A 15663-nucleotide genomic window follows, 5' to 3' on the forward strand; every position below is an offset into this window, starting at 1 on the left:
GTGATCCGCGGCTCAATGGCGGCATCTGGGCGACGGGATGGTCTGGGGGGCGAGGTGGCAGGGAAGGTGCTCTGCGATCTAGCCCAGGCTGATATTCAGGCTCTGCGCTGCGCCGATATCGGCGGCTTGAGCCAGACGGCGGCGCGTGCCGCGTTCGAGCGGGTGCAGCCAGCTCACCACGGTATGGCTGCGGCCCAGCCTGAGCGCCTCCTCGGCCAGCTCCACGGCACTCTGGCCGCGGCGTGGTTGCAACAGCAGGATGCGTTCGCGGTTCAAACCGGCTTCGCGCAGCCAGGACTGGGTCAGGCTGGCCGGCGGCGCCACCAGAGTCAGCCAGCGGGCATCGAGGTTCTCGCTCAGTTCGCGCAGGATCGGCGCCAGCAGGTGCAGGCAGTGTCCGGCCGCGCCGCGCAGCGACAGTTCGCTGAAGGCTTCGGACTCGTCGAGTAGCGGGGCGGCGAGTCCTGGCTCCAGCAGGACTTCTGTCGGTTGGCCGAGAAAGGCATCGAACAGCGCCATTTGCGGGCGATCGAGTGGGTGCGGGAACTGCATGGAGCCTCCTCTAGCGGCGGATCACGCCGACGCTCAAACCTTCGATGACCAGATCCTGGTGTTCCAGATCCACTTCGATCGGCGCGAACTCGGGGTTCTCGGCGATCAGCCAGACCTTGTTGCCTTCGCGCTTGAAGCGCTTGACCGTGACTTCGTCGTCCAGCCGCGCCACCACGATCTGGCCGTTGCGCGCCTCGCGGGTGGTGTGCACCGCCAGCAGGTCGCCGTCGAAGATGCCGATGTCCTTCATGCTCATGCCGCGCACGCGCAACAGGTAGTCGGCCTTGGGTTGGAAGAAGGCCGGGTTGATCTGGCAGGATTCCTCGACATGCTGCTGGGCGAGAATCGGCGCGCCGGCGGCGACCCGGCCGATGACCGGCAGGCCTTCGTCCTCGTTGCTCGGCTCGAAGCCGGGGATGCGGATGCCGCGCGAGGCGCCCGGAGTCATTTCGATGGCGCCCTTGCGGGCCAGGGCCTTGAGGTGTTCCTCGGCGGCGTTGGGCGATTTGAAACCGAGTTCCTGGGCGATTTCCGCGCGGGTGGGCGGGTAGCCGTTGTCTTCCAGGCAGCGTTTGATGAAGGCGAGAATCTCGGCTTGGCGTGGCGTCAGTTTCAGCATGGCGGCGCTCTGTCTTTTTATACAGTGACTGGGATTATATACAGTAAGGCCGGCTTGGCAACGCACAATTTCGCCTACCCGCCGGCCGCCCTGTAACCTGCGACGGGCAATCTGCGTCTGTGCTTGTTGTAAGCTGTGACCGGCTGGCCAAAAGACGGCTCGTGCGGCTTGACAATGCAGTGGGCTGAAACGTATGTTTCAAACAAGTGTTTGTCAGGTGATAGCTCATGGCTCAGTCGGAAACCGTTGAACGCATTCTCGATGCTGCGGAACAGCTGTTCGCGGAAAAAGGCTTCGCCGAAACCTCGTTGCGTCTGATTACCAGCAAGGCCGGGGTCAACCTGGCGGCGGTCAACTATCACTTCGGCTCGAAGAAGGCGCTGATCCAGGCGGTCTTCTCGCGCTTCCTCGGGCCTTTCTGCGCCAGCCTGGAGAAGGAGCTGGATCGGCGTCAGGCCAAGGCCGATACCCCGGCCAGCCTCGAAGAACTGCTCGAACTGCTGGTCGAGCAGGCGCTGGCGGTCAAGCCGCGCAGCGGCAACGACCTGTCGATCTTCATGCGTCTGCTCGGCCTGGCCTTCAGCCAGAGCCAGGGCCACCTGCGCAAGTACCTGGAAGAGGTGTACGGCAAGGTGTTCCGCCGTTACATGCTGCTGGTGCATGAGGCGGCGCCGCGCATCCCGCCGCTGGAGCTGTTCTGGCGCGTGCATTTCATGCTCGGCGCGGCGGCCTTCAGCATGTCCGGAATCAAGGCGCTGCGCGCCATGGCCGAGACCGATTTCGGCGTCAACACCTCGATCGAGCAGGTGATGCGCATGATGGTACCGTTCCTCGCCGCCGGCATGCGCTCCGAGACCGGGGTCAACGACCCGGCGCTGGCCGCCGCGCAGCTCAAGCCGCGCAGCAAGAGCGCGAGCACGCCGGCAAAGGTTTGACGTCTGCAGGTGGGCGCGGCGTTGGCCTTCGGCTAAGCTAGCCGCCCATGTTCGATCTCGATCTGCTGCATATCTCCATCGCTGATCAGGCTCTGTACGGTTTCCGTGCGGGGCAGTTGGTGCTGCGCCTGCCGGTTTCCACCGCGCTGAACGGGGCGGGGGAGCGCAACGGCTCCGGCTGCACGCCGCGCGGCCTGCACCAGGTGCGGGCGAAGATCGGCGCCGGCCTGCCGCTGGGCGCGGTGTTGCGCGGCCGACGCTGGACCGGCGAGGTCTGGTCGCCGGCGCTGCACGAGCAGTTTCCCGGGCGCGACTGGATTCTCACCCGCATCCTCTGGCTCAGCGGCCTGGAGCCGGGACGCAATCGTTCTGGCCAGGTGGACAGTTTTCGCCGCTATATTTACCTGCATGGCACGCCCGATAGCGAACCCATGGGCGTGCCGCTCTCGCATGGCTGCGTGCGCCTGCGCAACGCCGACATGCTGGCCCTGTTCGATCGGGTGGCGCCGCACTGCCCGGTCATGATCGACGAGGCGCCCTGCCCGCAGTGGGCCGGGGCGGATCTTCGCTAAGGATTTTTTTGTGACGACACGCATGCAAGGCTCTTTGATGCTGGATATCGCCGGCACCTGGCTGACCGCCGAGGATCGCCAGCTGCTGCGCCAGCCCGAGGTGGGCGGGCTGATCATCTTCGCCCGCAATATCGAATCGCCGCGCCAGGTGCGTGAGCTGTGCCAGAGCATCCGCGCCCTGCGTCCGGATCTGCTGCTGGCGGTGGATCAGGAAGGCGGTCGGGTGCAGCGCCTGCGCCAGGGCTTTTTGCGTCTGCCGGCGATGCGCGCCATCGCCGACAACGACAACGCCGAGATCCTGGCCGAGCATTGCGGCTGGTTGATGGCCACCGAGGTGCTGGCGGTGGGGCTGGACCTGAGTTTCGCCCCAGTGCTGGACCTCGATCACCAACGGAGTGCGGTGGTCGGCAGTCGCGCCTTCGAGGGCGATCCGCAGCGCGCCGCGTGCCTGGCCGGAGCCTTTATCCGCGGCATGCGCGAGGCCGGCATGGCCGCCACCGGCAAGCATTTTCCCGGGCACGGCTGGGCCGAGGCCGATTCCCATGTGGCGATTCCGCTAGACGAGCGCAGCCTCGATGAAATTCGTGCCTGCGACCTGCAGCCGTTCATGCTGTTGGCCGGCGAGCTGGATGCGGTGATGCCGGCGCACGTCATCTACCCGCAGGTCGACGCGCAGCCGGCCGGCTTCTCGCGGCGCTGGCTGCAGGACATCCTGCGCGGCGAGCTGGGCTTCGACGGGGTGATCTTCAGCGACGACCTGTCCATGGCCGGTGCCCATGTGGTCGGCGATGCCGGCCAGCGCATCGAGGCGGCGCTCGGCGCCGGTTGCGACATGGGCCTGGTGTGCAACGACCGCGCCGCCGCCGAGCTGGCACTGACGGCCCTGCAACGCCGGCAGGTGACGCCGCCGGCGCGCCTGGCGCGTATGCGCGGCCGTGCACACGCCTGTACCGAATACCGCCAGGCGCCACGCTGGCTGACTGCCGTGGCGGCGCTGCGAGCCGCCCAGTTGCTTGACTGAGGAGCGCCCATGACTGTCTACGCGATTATCGGCGGCACCGGCCTGACCCAGCTCGAAGGCCTGACCATCCGCGAAGCATTGCCGCTGGATACGCCCTACGGCGCGCCGTCGGCCGATGTGCTGCGCGGCGACTACGCCGGGCGCGAGGTGCTGTTTCTCGCCCGCCATGGCCAGCCGCACCGTATTCCGCCGCATCAGGTCAACTACCGCGCCAACCTCTGGGCGCTGAAACAGGCCGGGGCCAAGGCGATCCTCGCGGTCAACGCGGTCGGCGGCATCCATGCGGCCATGGCCACCGGGCATTTCTGCGTGCCACACCAGCTCATCGATTACACCGCGGGGCGCGCCCATACCTTCTACGAGGGCGAGTTGGAGCACGTCACCCACGTCGATTTCAGCCAGCCTTACGATGCTCAGCTGCGTGAGCGGCTGGTGGCGGCGCTGCGCGCCGAGCACGCCGCGTTCAGCGATCACGGCGTCTACGGCTGCACCCAGGGCCCGCGCCTGGAGACGGCTGCGGAAATCGCCCGCATGGAGCGCGACGGCTGCGACCTGGTGGGCATGACCGGCATGCCCGAGGCGGTGTTGGCGCGCGAACTGGCGCTGCCTTACGCCTGCCTGGCGTTGGTGGTCAACCCGGCAGCGGGCAAGTCCAGCGCGCTGATCACCATGGCCGAGATCGAGCGGGTGCTGGAGCAGGGCATGGGCACGGTCAAGTCGGTGCTGGCGCGGGTGCTGGCGGGCTGAGCCTGGTTCCCCGGATAACGAAAAGGGCCGCTTAGCGGCCCTTTTTGCATCGTTCGGCACATCCCTGCGTTTCACCCCTCTGGGGCTTGCGCGCCAAACAGCTCCCGGCGCTCTCCTGTCTGGCCTCCGCTCAGAGCGGGCTGATGCGGATCAGCGCGCCCAGGCTGCCGTGATCCAGGTAGGTCAGGCTGTTGTCCTTCAGGCGCTGGGCGATCTTCAGGTGCTCGCTGGCATCGAGCAGGCCGTCGGCGCTGAACTGGTTGATCCACAGTTCCAGTTCCAGGTCGGCGAAGCGTTCCTGGGTGAAGCTCAGCGTGCCCTCGACCGGATGGTGGCCGAACTGCGCCTCGCCGCTGCTCACCGCGACGCGGCTCGGGCTGCTGCCGATGCTCTGGCTCCAGGCCTTGTGCAGCAGCAACTGGTAGCCGTTGCCGGGGTTGAGCTTGGCCGCCTCGTTGTCCAGCGCCGTGGGGCGTTCGTTGCCGGCGATCGGCAGGGCGCTGCCGGCCCAGTCGTCGGGAGCGATCTTGGGCGCGACGACGGGGTCGCCGGCCTGGCGGAACACCAGCAGTTCGACCTGGTAGAGGCGTTCGGCGAAGGCGCTCGGGGCCAGCAGGCAGAGCAGCAGGGGGATCAGGTGCAAGAGACGCATGGGCGTTTTGTCCTTCAGGTGGATGAGGCTTGTGGGGCCAGGCGTTCGAGCAGGGCCTCCAGGGTGTTGAAGCGCTCTTCGGCGCGCTCCATCGGCACCTGGATCTTGAACACCGTGGCGCCTTCGAATTTGTAGCGCTTGGGCTGCGCCTGGATCAGCTTGATCAGGGTTAGCGGGTCGACGCAGGTCTCGGCGGCGAACTCGATGCGCCCGCCCTGCGGCCCGGCGTCGATCTTGACGATGCCCAGCTTGTCGGCCTGCAGCTTGAGCAGGGTCAGGCGCATCAGGTGCTTGGTCGGCTCCGGCAGCAGGCCGAAGCGGTCGATCATCTCCACCTGCAGCTCCTTCAGGCCGTCTTCGTCGGTGGCGTTGGCGATGCGCTTGTAGAGGATCAGGCGGCTGTGCACGTCGGGCAGGTAGTCCTCGGGGATCAGCGCCGGTACGCGCAGGTTGATCTCCGGGCCGCCGCCCAGCGGCTGGTCGAGGTTGGGCTGCTCGCCTTTCTGGATGGCCTTGACCGCCCGTTCGAGCATTTCCATGTAGAGGGTGAAGCCGACCGCCTGGATCTGCCCGCTCTGGCCGTCGCCGAGCAGCTCGCCGGCGCCGCGGATCTCCAGGTCGTGGGTGGCCAGGACGAAGCCGGCACCGAGGTCCTGGGCATTGCTAATGGCCTCCAGGCGCTTCTGCGCGTCGTCGGTCATCTGCTTGCGTGGCGGCGTGAGCAGGTAGGCATAGGCCTGGTGGTGGCTGCGGCCGACGCGGCCGCGCAACTGGTGCAGCTGGGCCAGGCCGAACTTGTCGGCGCGGTCGATGATGATGGTGTTGGCGCTGGGCACGTCGATGCCGGTCTCGATGATGGTCGAGGCCACCAGCACGTTGAAGCGCTTGTGGTAGAAGTCGCTCATTACCTGTTCCAGCTCGCGCTCGCGCATCTGCCCGTGGCCGATGCCGATGCGCGCTTCCGGCACCAGCTTGGCGAGGTCGGCGGCGCACTTGTCGATGGTCTTCACGTCGTTGTGCAGGTAGTACACCTGGCCGCCGCGCAGCAGTTCGCGCAGCAGCGCTTCCTTGATGGTCGGCTGGTTGCTTTCCATGACGAAGGTGCGCACCGACAGGCGGCGCGCCGGCGGGGTGGCGATGATCGACAGGTCGCGCATGCCGGCTACGGCCATGTTCAGGGTGCGCGGAATCGGCGTGGCGGTGAGGGTGAGGATATCCACCTCGCTGCGCAGGGCCTTGAGCTGTTCCTTCTGACGCACGCCGAAGCGGTGTTCCTCGTCGATGATCACCAGACCCAGGTTGTGGAACTTGACGTCGTCCTGCAGCAGCTTGTGGGTACCGATAACGATATCCACCTTGCCTTCGGCCAGCTGTTGCACCGCGCCTTCGACTTCCTTGGCGCTCTTGAAGCGGCTCATCACCTCGACCTTCACCGGCCAGTCGGCGAAACGGTCGCGGAAGCTGTTGTAGTGCTGCTGGGCGAGCAATGTGGTGGGCACCAGCACGGCCACCTGCTTGCCGCTGTGCACGGCGATAAAGGCCGCGCGCATGGCCACTTCGGTCTTGCCGAAGCCGACGTCGCCGCAGACCAGGCGATCCATCGGCTTGCCGGCGAGCATGTCGCCGCGCACCGCGTCGATGGCGGCCTGCTGGTCCGGGGTCTCCTCGAAGGGGAAGCCGGCGCTGAAGCTGGCGTAGTCCAGCGCCGGGTCCTGGAAGGCGAAACCTTCGCGGGCGGCGCGGCGGGCGTAGATATCGAGCAGTTCGGCGGCGACGTCGCGCACCTGTTCGGCGGCCTTGCGCTTGGCCTTCTGCCAGGTTTCCGAACCGAGGCGGTGCAGCGGCGCCAGGGCGTCGTCGCTGCCGGTGTAGCGGGCGATCAGGTGCAGGCTGGCCACTGGCACGTAGAGCTTGGCTTCCTCGGCGTACATCAGGGCGAGGAACTCGGCGGCCTGGCCGTCGAACTCCATGGTCACCAGGCCCAGGTAGCGGCCGACGCCGTGGTCGATATGCACCACCGGCGCGCCTTCGCGCAGCTCGGTGAGGTTCTTGATCACGTTGTCGCCGCCGTCGCGACCCTTCTCGCGGCGGCGGCGCTGCATCACGCGCTGGCCGAACAGCGGGCTTTCGGCGATCAGCGCCAGGTCGTCGAGCAGCAGGCCTTCGTCCAGCGGGGCGATGCAGATCCCCAAACGCTCGTGGCTTGCGACGAAGGCCGGCCAGCCCTCGACTTCCTTCGGCTTGAGCTTGAGCCGGGCGAGCAGTTCCAGCAGCACCTCGCGGCGCCCGGCCGATTCGGCGCAGAACAGCACGCGGCCCGGGTATTCCTCGATGAAGCGGCGCAGCGCCGCCAGCGGCTCGCCGGCCTTGGCCTGAATCGCCAGATCCGGCAGCGCTTTGGCGTCGAAGCGCGTCTGGCCGACGCCGGGTTCGATATCCTCGGGGTTGACGACGATGCGCGGCCAGCTCTTCAGGCGGGCGAAGCAGTCCTCCACCGGCAGGAAGATGTCGGCCGGCGGCAGCAGCGGGCGTTCCGGGTCGACGCGGCGATCCTCATAGCGGCTGCGCGCGTCGGTCCAGAAGTGCTCGGCGGCTTTTTCGATGCCGGGCAGGGAGAACACCTGGGTGTCGCCCGGCAGGTAGTCGAACAGGGTGTCGGTTTCTTCGAAGAACAGCGGCAGGTAGTACTCGATGCCGGCCGGGGTGATGCCGCTGGAAAGATCCTGATAGATCGGACAGCGGCGGAAATCCACGTCGAAGCGCTCGCGAAAGCGTCCGCGGAAATCGCTGACGGCCTTCTTCTCCAGCGGAAACTCGCGCGCCGGCAGCAGGCGGATCGACTCGACCTTGTCCACCGAGCGCTGGGTCTCCGGGTCGAAGGTGCGCAGGGTCTCGATCTCGTCGTCGAACAGGTCGATGCGGTAGGGCGTGTCGCTGCCCATGGGGAAGAGGTCGATCAGCGCGCCGCGCACGGCGAACTCGCCGTGCTCGTAGACGGTGTCGACGCAGCGGTAGCCGGCCGCCTCCAGGCGCGTGCGCATCTGCGGGGCGTCGAGCTTCTGGCCGACGTCCAGCACCAGGCTGCTGCCGAGCAGAAAGCGCTTCGGCGCCAGACGGTGTAGGGCGGTGGTGATCGGCACTACCAGAATGCCGCGGGTCAGCTGCGGCAGGCGGTAGAGTGCGGCGATGCGCTGCGAGATGATGTCCTGGTGCGGCGAGAAGACGTCGTAGGGCAGGGTTTCCCAGTCGGGGAAATGCAGCACCGGAAGATCGGGGGCGAAGAACGCCAGTTCTTCCTGCAGGCGCTCGGCGCTCTGGCTGCCCTCGGTGAGCACCAGGGTGAGGCGCCCGGCGGCGCTGGCGGCCTCGGCGATGGCCAGCGGCAGGGCGGCGCCGGGCAGGTTGCCCCATTGCTGTTTGCCGGCGCTGGCGGGCAGGGACGGAAGACGCAGTACGGACGCGGTCGTTGCGGACACGGGCGGCTCACGGTCGTGACAAAAGGCCGGGAATTGTAGCGGGGCTTGGTGGTCAATGTCAGTCGCGACAGGCGCGCATTGCTCATGCCCGCGCGCGCCGTCATAATGTAGCCCCTTTTTTCAGCCCCTACATGTGGAAGGTACTGCCCGTGACTCAGAAGCCCGACCAGTGTCTCGGTGAATGGATCGATCGTGAAGCCCTCGCGGAAGCGATGATTCCGCTGATTGGTCAGCTCTACCGCAACAACAATGTGGTGACCTCGATCTATGGCCGCGGCCTGATCAACCGCTCGGTGATCGACATCCTCAAGGCCCACCGTTTCGCCCGCCACCGTCTGGAAGGCGAAGCCGAACTGTCGGTTCATGACACCTTCCCCATGCTCAAGGCCATGAGCGAGCTCAAGCTGGGCGCCGCCTCGGTGGACCTGGGCAAGCTGGTCGCCAAGTACAAGGCCGAGGGCGCCGGGCGCGGCGTCGAGCAGTTCGTCAAGGACGAGCTGGCCGACGTGGTCGGCAAGCAGAATGGCGCCGGTCGCGAAGGCACCGACGTGGTGCTGTACGGCTTCGGCCGTATCGGTCGCCTGCTGGCACGTATCCTGATCGAGAAGACCGGTGGCGGCGACGGCCTGCGCCTGCGCGCCATCGTCGTGCGCAAGGGCGCCGACAACGACCTGGTCAAGCGCGCCAGCCTGCTGCGTCGCGACTCGGTACACGGCAAGTTCGATGGCACCATCACCATCGACGAGGAGCACAATACCCTCACCGCCAACGGCAACCTGATCCAGGTGATCTACGCCAAGTCGCCGGCCGAGGTGGATTACACCCAGTACGGCATCAAGAACGCCCTGCTGGTGGACAACACCGGCGTATGGCGCGACGCCGACGGCCTCGGCCAGCACCTCAAGTGCCCGGGTGTCGACCGCGTGGTGCTGACCGCGCCGGGCAAGGGCGCGCTGAAGAACATCGTGCACGGCATCAACCATGGCGAGATCACCCTGGACGACAAGATCATCTCCGCGGCCTCCTGCACCACCAACGCCATCGTGCCGGTGCTCAAGGCGGTCAACGACAAGTTCGGCATCGTCAACGGCCACGTCGAAACCGTGCACTCGTACACCAACGACCAGAACCTGATCGACAACTTCCACAAGGGCAGCCGCCGTGGCCGCAGCGCCGCGCTGAACATGGTGATCACCGAGACCGGTGCCGCCACCGCCGCCGCCAAGGCGTTGCCGGTGCTCAAGGGCAAGCTGACCGGCAACGCCATTCGCGTGCCGACGCCGAACGTGTCGATGGCCATCCTCAACCTGAACCTGGAGAAGGCCACCACGCGCGAGGAAATCAACGAGTATCTGCGCCAGATGGCCATGCACTCGGATCTGCAGAAGCAGATCGACTTCGTCAGCTCGCAGGAAGTGGTGTCCACCGACTTCGTCGGCTCGCGCCATGCCGGTGTGGTCGATGCCGAAGCCACCATCTGCAACGACAACCGCGTCGTGCTCTATGTCTGGTACGACAACGAGTTCGGCTACAGCTGCCAGGTGGTGCGAGTGATGGAAGACATGGCTGGGGTCAACCCGCCGGCCTTCCCGCGCTAAGCGCCAGGGGTAATAAAGAACGGGAGCTTCGGCTCCCGTTTTTTATTGGCCGGCCAGCAGCTGGTCGCGCAGTTTGTCGGACAGACCGTCGGGCGCCAGCCAGATGCCCAGGTAGGCGTCGGCCAGCTCGGGGTTGGCGCTGCGAAAGGCGGTTTCGCCATTGCGCAGCAGGCGCAGGCCCTGCTCGCGGTCGTAGTCGAGGGCGTAGCGGTCGCCGGGGCGAATGTCCTTGAAGGTCGCGTGCAGGGCGTCCAGCTCATCGCGCAGGGCGGCCAGGCGTTGGGCGTCGAGCTGGCGTTCGAGGGTGAGCCAGGCGGCCTTGATCACATCGCTGCGCGCGATGTTGCGGAAGTAGTAGAGCTCCAGGCGTTTGGCGTGCGGGCCGTTCAGTGCCTCGCGCGGGCTGATGCCGTTGGGGGTGTAGAGCGCGGCGGCGTAGACGTCGGCCCACAGGTAGGTGAGCACCGCCTGGTTCTTGCGTTCGAGCTGCGCCACCTGCGGGGCGAAGGCCGCTTCGCGCAGGCGCAGGTCGCTGTTGGCCAGCAGCAGCGGGCTGGCGAGGGTCAGGAGGAGGGCGAGCAGGGCGCGCGGCATGGCGGCTATCCCCGGGCTGGAAAGGCTCTATTTAATTGCGCCGAAGGCTGATCCGGGTCAAGTCGCGATCTGTTGCGCGCTGTTACCGAAAAGTCAAAAAAAGCAAGCGCTTGGGTGGCCAGCCTCGGGGGGCGTCTTTATAATCAAGCGGATTTTTTACCCAGGTTCGGCATCATCATCCACGCCAATAATGCATCGGCGTGGTTGAGTCTATTAGACCTTCGGCTGCTGCCCCTGTCCTATAAAAAGCTTTCTAAATCAGTGGTTAGGCAAACCTATGATCAAACTAAAGCATGGGCTCGATTTGCCCATAACGGGTGCGCCGGCACAGCGTATCGAGGCCGCCAGGCCCGTGCGCAGTGTCGCCGTCATCGGCTTCGACTATCACGGGATGAAGCCGACGATGGAAGTGCAGGTCGGTGATCGGGTCAAGCTCGGTCAACTGCTCTTCACCGATAAGAAGACCCCCGGCGTGCGTTACACCGCACCGGCTGCCGGCGTGGTCAGCGCCATTCATCGCGGCGAGAAGCGCGTGCTGCAGTCGCTGGTGATCGATATCGACGGCGACGAGCAGGAAACCTTCGCCCAGTACCCGGCCGCTCAGCTCGATGCGCTGAGCGACGCCCAGGTGCGCGAGAACCTGCTGCAGTCCGGCCTGTGGACCGCGCTGCGCACGCGTCCGTTCAGCAAGGTGCCGGCCATCGATGCCGTGCCCAGTTCGATCTTCGTCACCGCCGTCGACACCCATCCGCTGGCCGCCGATCCGGCCGTGGTGATCGCCGAGCATGCCGCCGATTTCGAAAATGGCCTGAAAGTGCTGGGTAACCTGGCCAAGGTCTTCCTGTGCAAGGCCGATGGCGCCAACCTGCCCGGCGAGAAGCTGGCCAAGGTGCAGAGCGAGGCTTTCGCCGGCCCGCATCCGGCCGGCCTGCCGGGTACCCACATTCATTTCCTCGACCCGGTCGGCGCCAGCAAGAGCGTGTGGCAGATCGGCTACCAGGACGTGATCGCCGTGGGCAAGCTGTTCACCACCGGTCAGCTGTTCGTCGAGCGCGTGGTCGCGCTGGGCGGTCCGGTCGCCGAGCAGCCGCGTCTGCTGCGCACCCGTCTGGGCGCCAGCCTGGAAGAGCTCACCGCCGGCGAACTCAAGCCCGGCTTCAATCGGGTGATTTCCGGCTCGGTGTTCGGCGGGCGTACCGCTCAGGGCGCCTTCGCCTTCCTCGGCCGCTACCACAACCAGGTGTCGTGCCTGGGCGAGGGCAACGACCGCGAGATGATGCATTACCTGCGTGCCGGGGTTAACAAGCACTCGGTGCTGAACATCTTCGTCTCCAAGCTGGCCGGCGCCAAGCTGTTCAACTTCACCACCACCACCAACGGCAGCCCGCGCGCCATGGTGCCGGTAGGCAACTACGAAGCGGTGATGCCGCTGGACATCCTGCCGACCCAACTGCTGCGCTACCTGATCGTCGGCGACACCGAGATGGCCCAGAAACTGGGTTGCCTGGAACTCGACGAAGAAGATCTGGCGCTGTGCACCTACGTCTGTGCCGGCAAGTACGAATACGGCCCGATCCTGCGGGATAACCTCAGCCGCATCGAGAAGGAGGGTTAAGCCATGGGCATTCGTGCATTCCTCGACAAGATCGAGCACAACTTCGAGAAGGGTGGCAAGTACGAGAAGTGGTACGCCCTCTACGAGGCCATCGACACCTTCTTCTACCGCCCCGGCAGCGTGACCAAGACCACCGCCCACGTGCGTGACGGCATCGACCTCAAGCGCATGATGATCACCGTGTGGCTGTGCACCTTCCCGGCGATGTTCTTCGGCATGTGGAACACCGGCTACCAGGCCAACCTGATCTTCGCCCAGAGCCCCGAGCTGCTGGCGAGCCAGGAAGGCTGGCGCTTCGCCCTGATCGGCTCGCTGGCCGGCTTCGATCCCAGCAGCCTGTGGGACAACTTCGTCCAGGGCGCTGCCTGGTTCCTGCCCGTCTATGCGGTGACCTTCATCGTCGGCGGCTTCTGGGAAGTGCTGTTCGCCTCGATCCGCAAGCACGAGGTCAACGAAGGCTTCTTCGTCACCTCCGTGCTGTTCGCCCTGATCCTGCCGCCGAGCATTCCGCTGTGGCAGGTGGCCCTGGGCATCAGCTTCGGCGTGGTGATCGGCAAGGAAGTGTTCGGCGGTACCGGCAAGAACTTCCTCAACCCGGCGCTGACCGGCCGTGCCTTCCTGTTCTTCGCCTACCCGGCGCAGATGTCGGGCGATGCGGTGTGGACCGCGGTGGACGGCTTCGCCGGCGCCACCTCGCTGAGCCTGGCGGCTTCCGGCGGCGTGGAGAACGTGATCAACCACGGCATCACCTGGATGGACGCCTTCGTCGGCACCATTCACGGCTCGCTGGGCGAGACCAGCACCCTGGCCATCGCCATCGGCGGCCTGGTGCTCTTGATCACCAAGATCGCCGCCTGGCGCATCGTCGCCGGCGTGATGCTGGGCATGATCGGCCTGTCTCTGCTGCTCAACGCCATCGGCTCGACCACCAACCCGATGTTCGCCATGCCCTGGTACTGGCACCTGGTGGTGGGCGGTTTCGCCTTCGGCATGTTCTTCATGGCCACCGACCCGGTGTCGGCCTCCATGACCAACACCGGCAAGTGGATTTTCGGCGCCCTGATCGGTGTGATGGTGGTGTTGATCCGCGTGGTCAACCCGGCCTTCCCCGAGGGCATGATGCTGGCGATCCTGTTCGCCAACCTGTTTGCACCGCTGATCGACCACTTCGTCGTTCAAGCCAATATCAAGCGGAGGCTGGCACGCAATGTCTAGTCAAAAAGAATCCACCGTCCGCACCCTGACGGTGGCCCTGCTGGTGTGCCTGGTGTGCTCGGTGTTCGTCGCCGGCGCCGCCATCGCCCTGAAGCCGACCCAGGTGGAAAACCGCCTGCTCGACAAGCAGCGCAGCATCCTGGCCATCGCCGGTCTGGGCGAGGCGGGCATGTCAGCGGCCAAGGTCAAGGAGCTGTTCAACAGCACCATCACCGCCAAGCTGGTGGACCTGGAGAGCGGCAAGTTCTCCGATGCGCACAACCCGATCACCTTCGATCCGCTCAAGGCGTCCAAGGACCCGAGCCTGTCCAGCGTGCTGAAAGGCAGTGACGACATCGCCGGGATCAAGCGCCAGGAGCGTTTCAGCACCGTGTACATGGTGGAGAAGGACGGCCAGGTGGAAACCCTGATCCTGCCGGTGCGCGGCTACGGCCTGTGGTCGACCCTGCACGGCTTTATCGCGGTGAAAGGGGATCTGAACACCGTGGTGGGCATGGGCTTCTACCAGCACGGCGAGACCCCCGGTCTCGGCGGCGAGGTGGACAACCCGAAGTGGAAGGGCCAGTGGCCGGGCAAGACCCTGTTCGACGACAACGGCGAGTTGGCCGTGGAAGTCGTCAAGGGCAGCGTCGATCCGCAGGGTCCGAAGGCCGCGCACCAGGTCGACGGCCTGGCCGGCGCCACCCTCACCGGCAAAGGTGTCGACAACCTGCTGAAGTTCTGGCTCGGCCAGAACGGCTTCGGTCCGTTTATCGCTAACCTGCGTGCAGGGGAGGCCTGATCATGTCGCAGCCGACTATTAAAGAAGTCCTGCTCAATCCGATCTTCAACAACAACCCCATCGGCCTGCAGATCCTCGGGATCTGCTCGGCCCTGGCGGTGACCTCGAACCTGCAGACCGCGCTGGTGATGTCCGCCGCGCTGACCCTGGTGACCGGTTTCTCCAACCTGTTCATCTCGCTGATCCGCAGCCAGATCCCCAGCTCGATCCGCATGATCGTGCAGATGGTGATCATCGCCTCCCTGGTGATCGTGGTGGATCAGGTGCTCAAGGCCTACGCCTTCAGCCTGTCCAAGCAGCTCTCGGTGTTCGTCGGTCTGATCATCACCAACTGCATCGTGATGGGCCGCGCCGAGGCCTTCGCCATGCAGAACCCGCCGGTGCTGTCGTTCTTCGACGGGATCGGCAACGGTCTCGGCTACAGCGCCATGCTGATCGCCCTGGGCGTGATCCGCGAGCTGTTCGGCGCGGGCAAGCTGATGGGCTACGAGATCTTCTCGGTGGTCAACGACGGCGGCTGGTACCAGCCCAACGGCATGCTGCTGCTGCCGCCTTCGGCCTTCTTCCTGATCGGTCTGTTCATCTGGGGCATCCGCGCCTGGAAGAAAGACCAGGTTGAGAAGAACGCCTACAAGATGGCGCCTCAGGTATCCAACAAGGAGGCCTACTAATGGAGCATTACATCAGCCTGTTCGTCCGTGCGGTGTTCGTCGAGAACATGGCGCTGGCGTTCTTCCTCGGCATGTGCACCTTTATCGCCATCTCCAAGAAGGTGGAAACCGCCATCGGTCTCGGTATCGCCGTGGTCGTGGTGCTGGGTATCACCATGCCGGTGAACAACCTGATCTACACCAACATCCTCAAGGATGGTGCCCTGGCCTGGGCCGGCCTGCCTGAGGTGGACCTGTCCTTCCTCGGCCTGCTGACCTTCATCGGCGTGATCGCGGCCATCGTGCAGATCCTGGAAATGACCCTGGATAAGTACGTGCCCTCGCTGTACAACGCCCTCGGTGTGTTCCTGCCGCTGATCACCGTGAACTGCGCCATCATGGGTGGCTCGCTGTTCATGGTCGAGCGCGACTACAACCTGGCCGAGAGCACCGTCTACGGCGTCGGTGCCGGCGTCTCCTGGGCACTGGCCATCGCTGCGCTGGCGGGCATTCGCGAGAAGCTCAAGTACAGCGACGTGCCGGCTGGCCTGCAGGGTCTGGGCATCACCTTCATCACCATCGGTCTGATGTCGCTGGGCTTCATGTCCTTCTCCGGCGTGCAGCTGTAAGGAAAGG

The 15663-nt window shown here is 65.6% G+C and carries 15 protein-coding genes; 10 read left to right on the forward strand and 5 right to left on the reverse strand.

The genetic code is table 11. The annotated features are described in order from the left end of the window. Positions 1-78: 78 nt before the first annotated feature. Entirely contained in the window at positions 79-552 is a 474-nt protein-coding gene (gene sulA / locus ACW9UL_RS08420) for an SOS-induced cell division inhibitor SulA (RefSeq protein WP_457790114.1), read from the reverse strand. 10 nt (positions 553-562) lie between these two features. Then, complete coding sequence (lexA, locus tag ACW9UL_RS08425; protein WP_122107259.1) at positions 563-1171, reverse strand: transcriptional repressor LexA; 609 nt, start codon at positions 1169-1171, stop codon at positions 563-565. Between the two features lie 227 nt (positions 1172-1398). Here lexA and ACW9UL_RS08430 point away from each other — a divergent pair, with 227 nt between their 5' ends. The 4 genes from ACW9UL_RS08430 to ACW9UL_RS08445 are packed head-to-tail and all read left to right on the forward strand — an operon-like array spanning position 1399 to position 4446. Beyond that, positions 1399-2106: a TetR/AcrR family transcriptional regulator gene (locus ACW9UL_RS08430; RefSeq protein WP_457790116.1), complete on the forward strand. Its 708-nt coding sequence runs from the start codon at positions 1399-1401 to the stop codon at positions 2104-2106. Between the two features lie 47 nt (positions 2107-2153). Continuing rightward, positions 2154-2678: a L,D-transpeptidase family protein gene (locus tag ACW9UL_RS08435; protein WP_457790118.1), complete on the forward strand. Its 525-nt coding sequence runs from the start codon at positions 2154-2156 to the stop codon at positions 2676-2678. A gap of 22 nt (positions 2679-2700) precedes the next feature. Further along, positions 2701-3699, forward strand: a complete 999-nt coding sequence (gene nagZ, locus ACW9UL_RS08440) for a beta-N-acetylhexosaminidase (RefSeq protein WP_457790120.1) — start codon at positions 2701-2703, stop codon at positions 3697-3699. Positions 3700-3708: 9 nt separating this feature from the next. Next, positions 3709-4446: an S-methyl-5'-thioinosine phosphorylase gene (locus ACW9UL_RS08445; RefSeq protein ID WP_021444013.1), complete on the forward strand. Its 738-nt coding sequence runs from the start codon at positions 3709-3711 to the stop codon at positions 4444-4446. A gap of 130 nt (positions 4447-4576) precedes the next feature. Here the strand turns inward: ACW9UL_RS08445 and ACW9UL_RS08450 are convergent, their stop codons facing one another. Then, positions 4577-5098, reverse strand: coding sequence for a CsiV family protein (locus ACW9UL_RS08450; RefSeq protein WP_021444012.1), 522 nt, complete (start codon positions 5096-5098; stop codon positions 4577-4579). A gap of 14 nt (positions 5099-5112) precedes the next feature. Then, positions 5113-8574 (reverse strand): transcription-repair coupling factor, encoded by a 3462-nt coding sequence (gene mfd / locus ACW9UL_RS08455; RefSeq protein ID WP_457790122.1) that lies wholly within the window; start codon positions 8572-8574, stop codon positions 5113-5115. Positions 8575-8705: 131 nt separating this feature from the next. On the opposite strand from mfd, the gene ACW9UL_RS08460 reads away from it, so the two are divergent. Then, positions 8706-10172, forward strand: a complete 1467-nt coding sequence (locus ACW9UL_RS08460) for a glyceraldehyde-3-phosphate dehydrogenase (RefSeq protein WP_457790124.1) — start codon at positions 8706-8708, stop codon at positions 10170-10172. Positions 10173-10214: 42 nt separating this feature from the next. Here the strand turns inward: ACW9UL_RS08460 and ACW9UL_RS08465 are convergent, their stop codons facing one another. Continuing rightward, the gene (locus tag ACW9UL_RS08465; RefSeq protein ID WP_021445494.1) at positions 10215-10766 is read right to left on the reverse strand and encodes a chalcone isomerase family protein; all 552 of its coding nucleotides are present in this window, start codon (positions 10764-10766) and stop codon (positions 10215-10217) included. Positions 10767-11043: 277 nt separating this feature from the next. Between ACW9UL_RS08465 and ACW9UL_RS08470 the strand changes: the two genes are divergently transcribed. Genes ACW9UL_RS08470 through nqrE form a run of 5 tightly spaced genes read left to right on the forward strand, consistent with a single transcriptional unit; the run spans position 11044 to position 15656 of the window. Beyond that, positions 11044-12381 carry a Na(+)-translocating NADH-quinone reductase subunit A gene (locus ACW9UL_RS08470; protein ID WP_457790126.1) on the forward strand — a complete coding sequence of 446 codons (1338 nt, stop codon included), beginning with the start codon at positions 11044-11046 and terminating at the stop codon, positions 12379-12381. 3 nt (positions 12382-12384) lie between these two features. After that, positions 12385-13596, forward strand: coding sequence for an NADH:ubiquinone reductase (Na(+)-transporting) subunit B (locus ACW9UL_RS08475; protein ID WP_122107251.1), 1212 nt, complete (start codon positions 12385-12387; stop codon positions 13594-13596). Next, positions 13589-14377, forward strand: coding sequence for a Na(+)-translocating NADH-quinone reductase subunit C (locus ACW9UL_RS08480; RefSeq protein ID WP_031303644.1), 789 nt, complete (start codon positions 13589-13591; stop codon positions 14375-14377). The genes ACW9UL_RS08475 and ACW9UL_RS08480 overlap by 8 nt, the downstream gene beginning before the upstream one ends. Further along, positions 14374-15048 carry an NADH:ubiquinone reductase (Na(+)-transporting) subunit D gene (locus ACW9UL_RS08485; RefSeq protein ID WP_177342921.1) on the forward strand — a complete coding sequence of 225 codons (675 nt, stop codon included), beginning with the start codon at positions 14374-14376 and terminating at the stop codon, positions 15046-15048. Before ACW9UL_RS08480 ends, ACW9UL_RS08485 begins: the two co-directional genes overlap by 4 nt. Beyond that, entirely contained in the window at positions 15048-15656 is a 609-nt protein-coding gene (gene nqrE, locus ACW9UL_RS08490) for an NADH:ubiquinone reductase (Na(+)-transporting) subunit E (protein WP_021445499.1), read from the forward strand. Before ACW9UL_RS08485 ends, nqrE begins: the two co-directional genes overlap by 1 nt. Positions 15657-15663 lie beyond the last annotated feature (7 nt).

It is taken from the genome of Pseudomonas sp. PL-6 (assembly GCF_054110165.1).

Coding starts and splice junctions, on each gene's coding strand:
- ACW9UL_RS08480 (WP_031303644.1), top strand. CDS start 13,589: ATGTCTAGTCAAAAAGAATCCACCGTCCGCACCCTGACGGTGGCCCTG.
- nagZ (WP_457790120.1), top strand. CDS start 2,701: ATGCAAGGCTCTTTGATGCTGGATATCGCCGGCACCTGGCTGACCGCC.
- nqrE (WP_021445499.1), top strand. CDS start 15,048: ATGGAGCATTACATCAGCCTGTTCGTCCGTGCGGTGTTCGTCGAGAAC.
- ACW9UL_RS08460 (WP_457790124.1), top strand. CDS start 8,706: ATGTGGAAGGTACTGCCCGTGACTCAGAAGCCCGACCAGTGTCTCGGT.
- ACW9UL_RS08430 (WP_457790116.1), top strand. CDS start 1,399: ATGGCTCAGTCGGAAACCGTTGAACGCATTCTCGATGCTGCGGAACAG.
- ACW9UL_RS08435 (WP_457790118.1), top strand. CDS start 2,154: ATGTTCGATCTCGATCTGCTGCATATCTCCATCGCTGATCAGGCTCTG.
- ACW9UL_RS08445 (WP_021444013.1), top strand. CDS start 3,709: ATGACTGTCTACGCGATTATCGGCGGCACCGGCCTGACCCAGCTCGAA.
- lexA (WP_122107259.1), bottom strand. CDS start 1,171: ATGCTGAAACTGACGCCACGCCAAGCCGAGATTCTCGCCTTCATCAAA.
- ACW9UL_RS08470 (WP_457790126.1), top strand. CDS start 11,044: ATGATCAAACTAAAGCATGGGCTCGATTTGCCCATAACGGGTGCGCCG.
- sulA (WP_457790114.1), bottom strand. CDS start 552: ATGCAGTTCCCGCACCCACTCGATCGCCCGCAAATGGCGCTGTTCGAT.
- ACW9UL_RS08465 (WP_021445494.1), bottom strand. CDS start 10,766: ATGCCGCGCGCCCTGCTCGCCCTCCTCCTGACCCTCGCCAGCCCGCTG.
- ACW9UL_RS08475 (WP_122107251.1), top strand. CDS start 12,385: ATGGGCATTCGTGCATTCCTCGACAAGATCGAGCACAACTTCGAGAAG.
- ACW9UL_RS08450 (WP_021444012.1), bottom strand. CDS start 5,098: ATGCGTCTCTTGCACCTGATCCCCCTGCTGCTCTGCCTGCTGGCCCCG.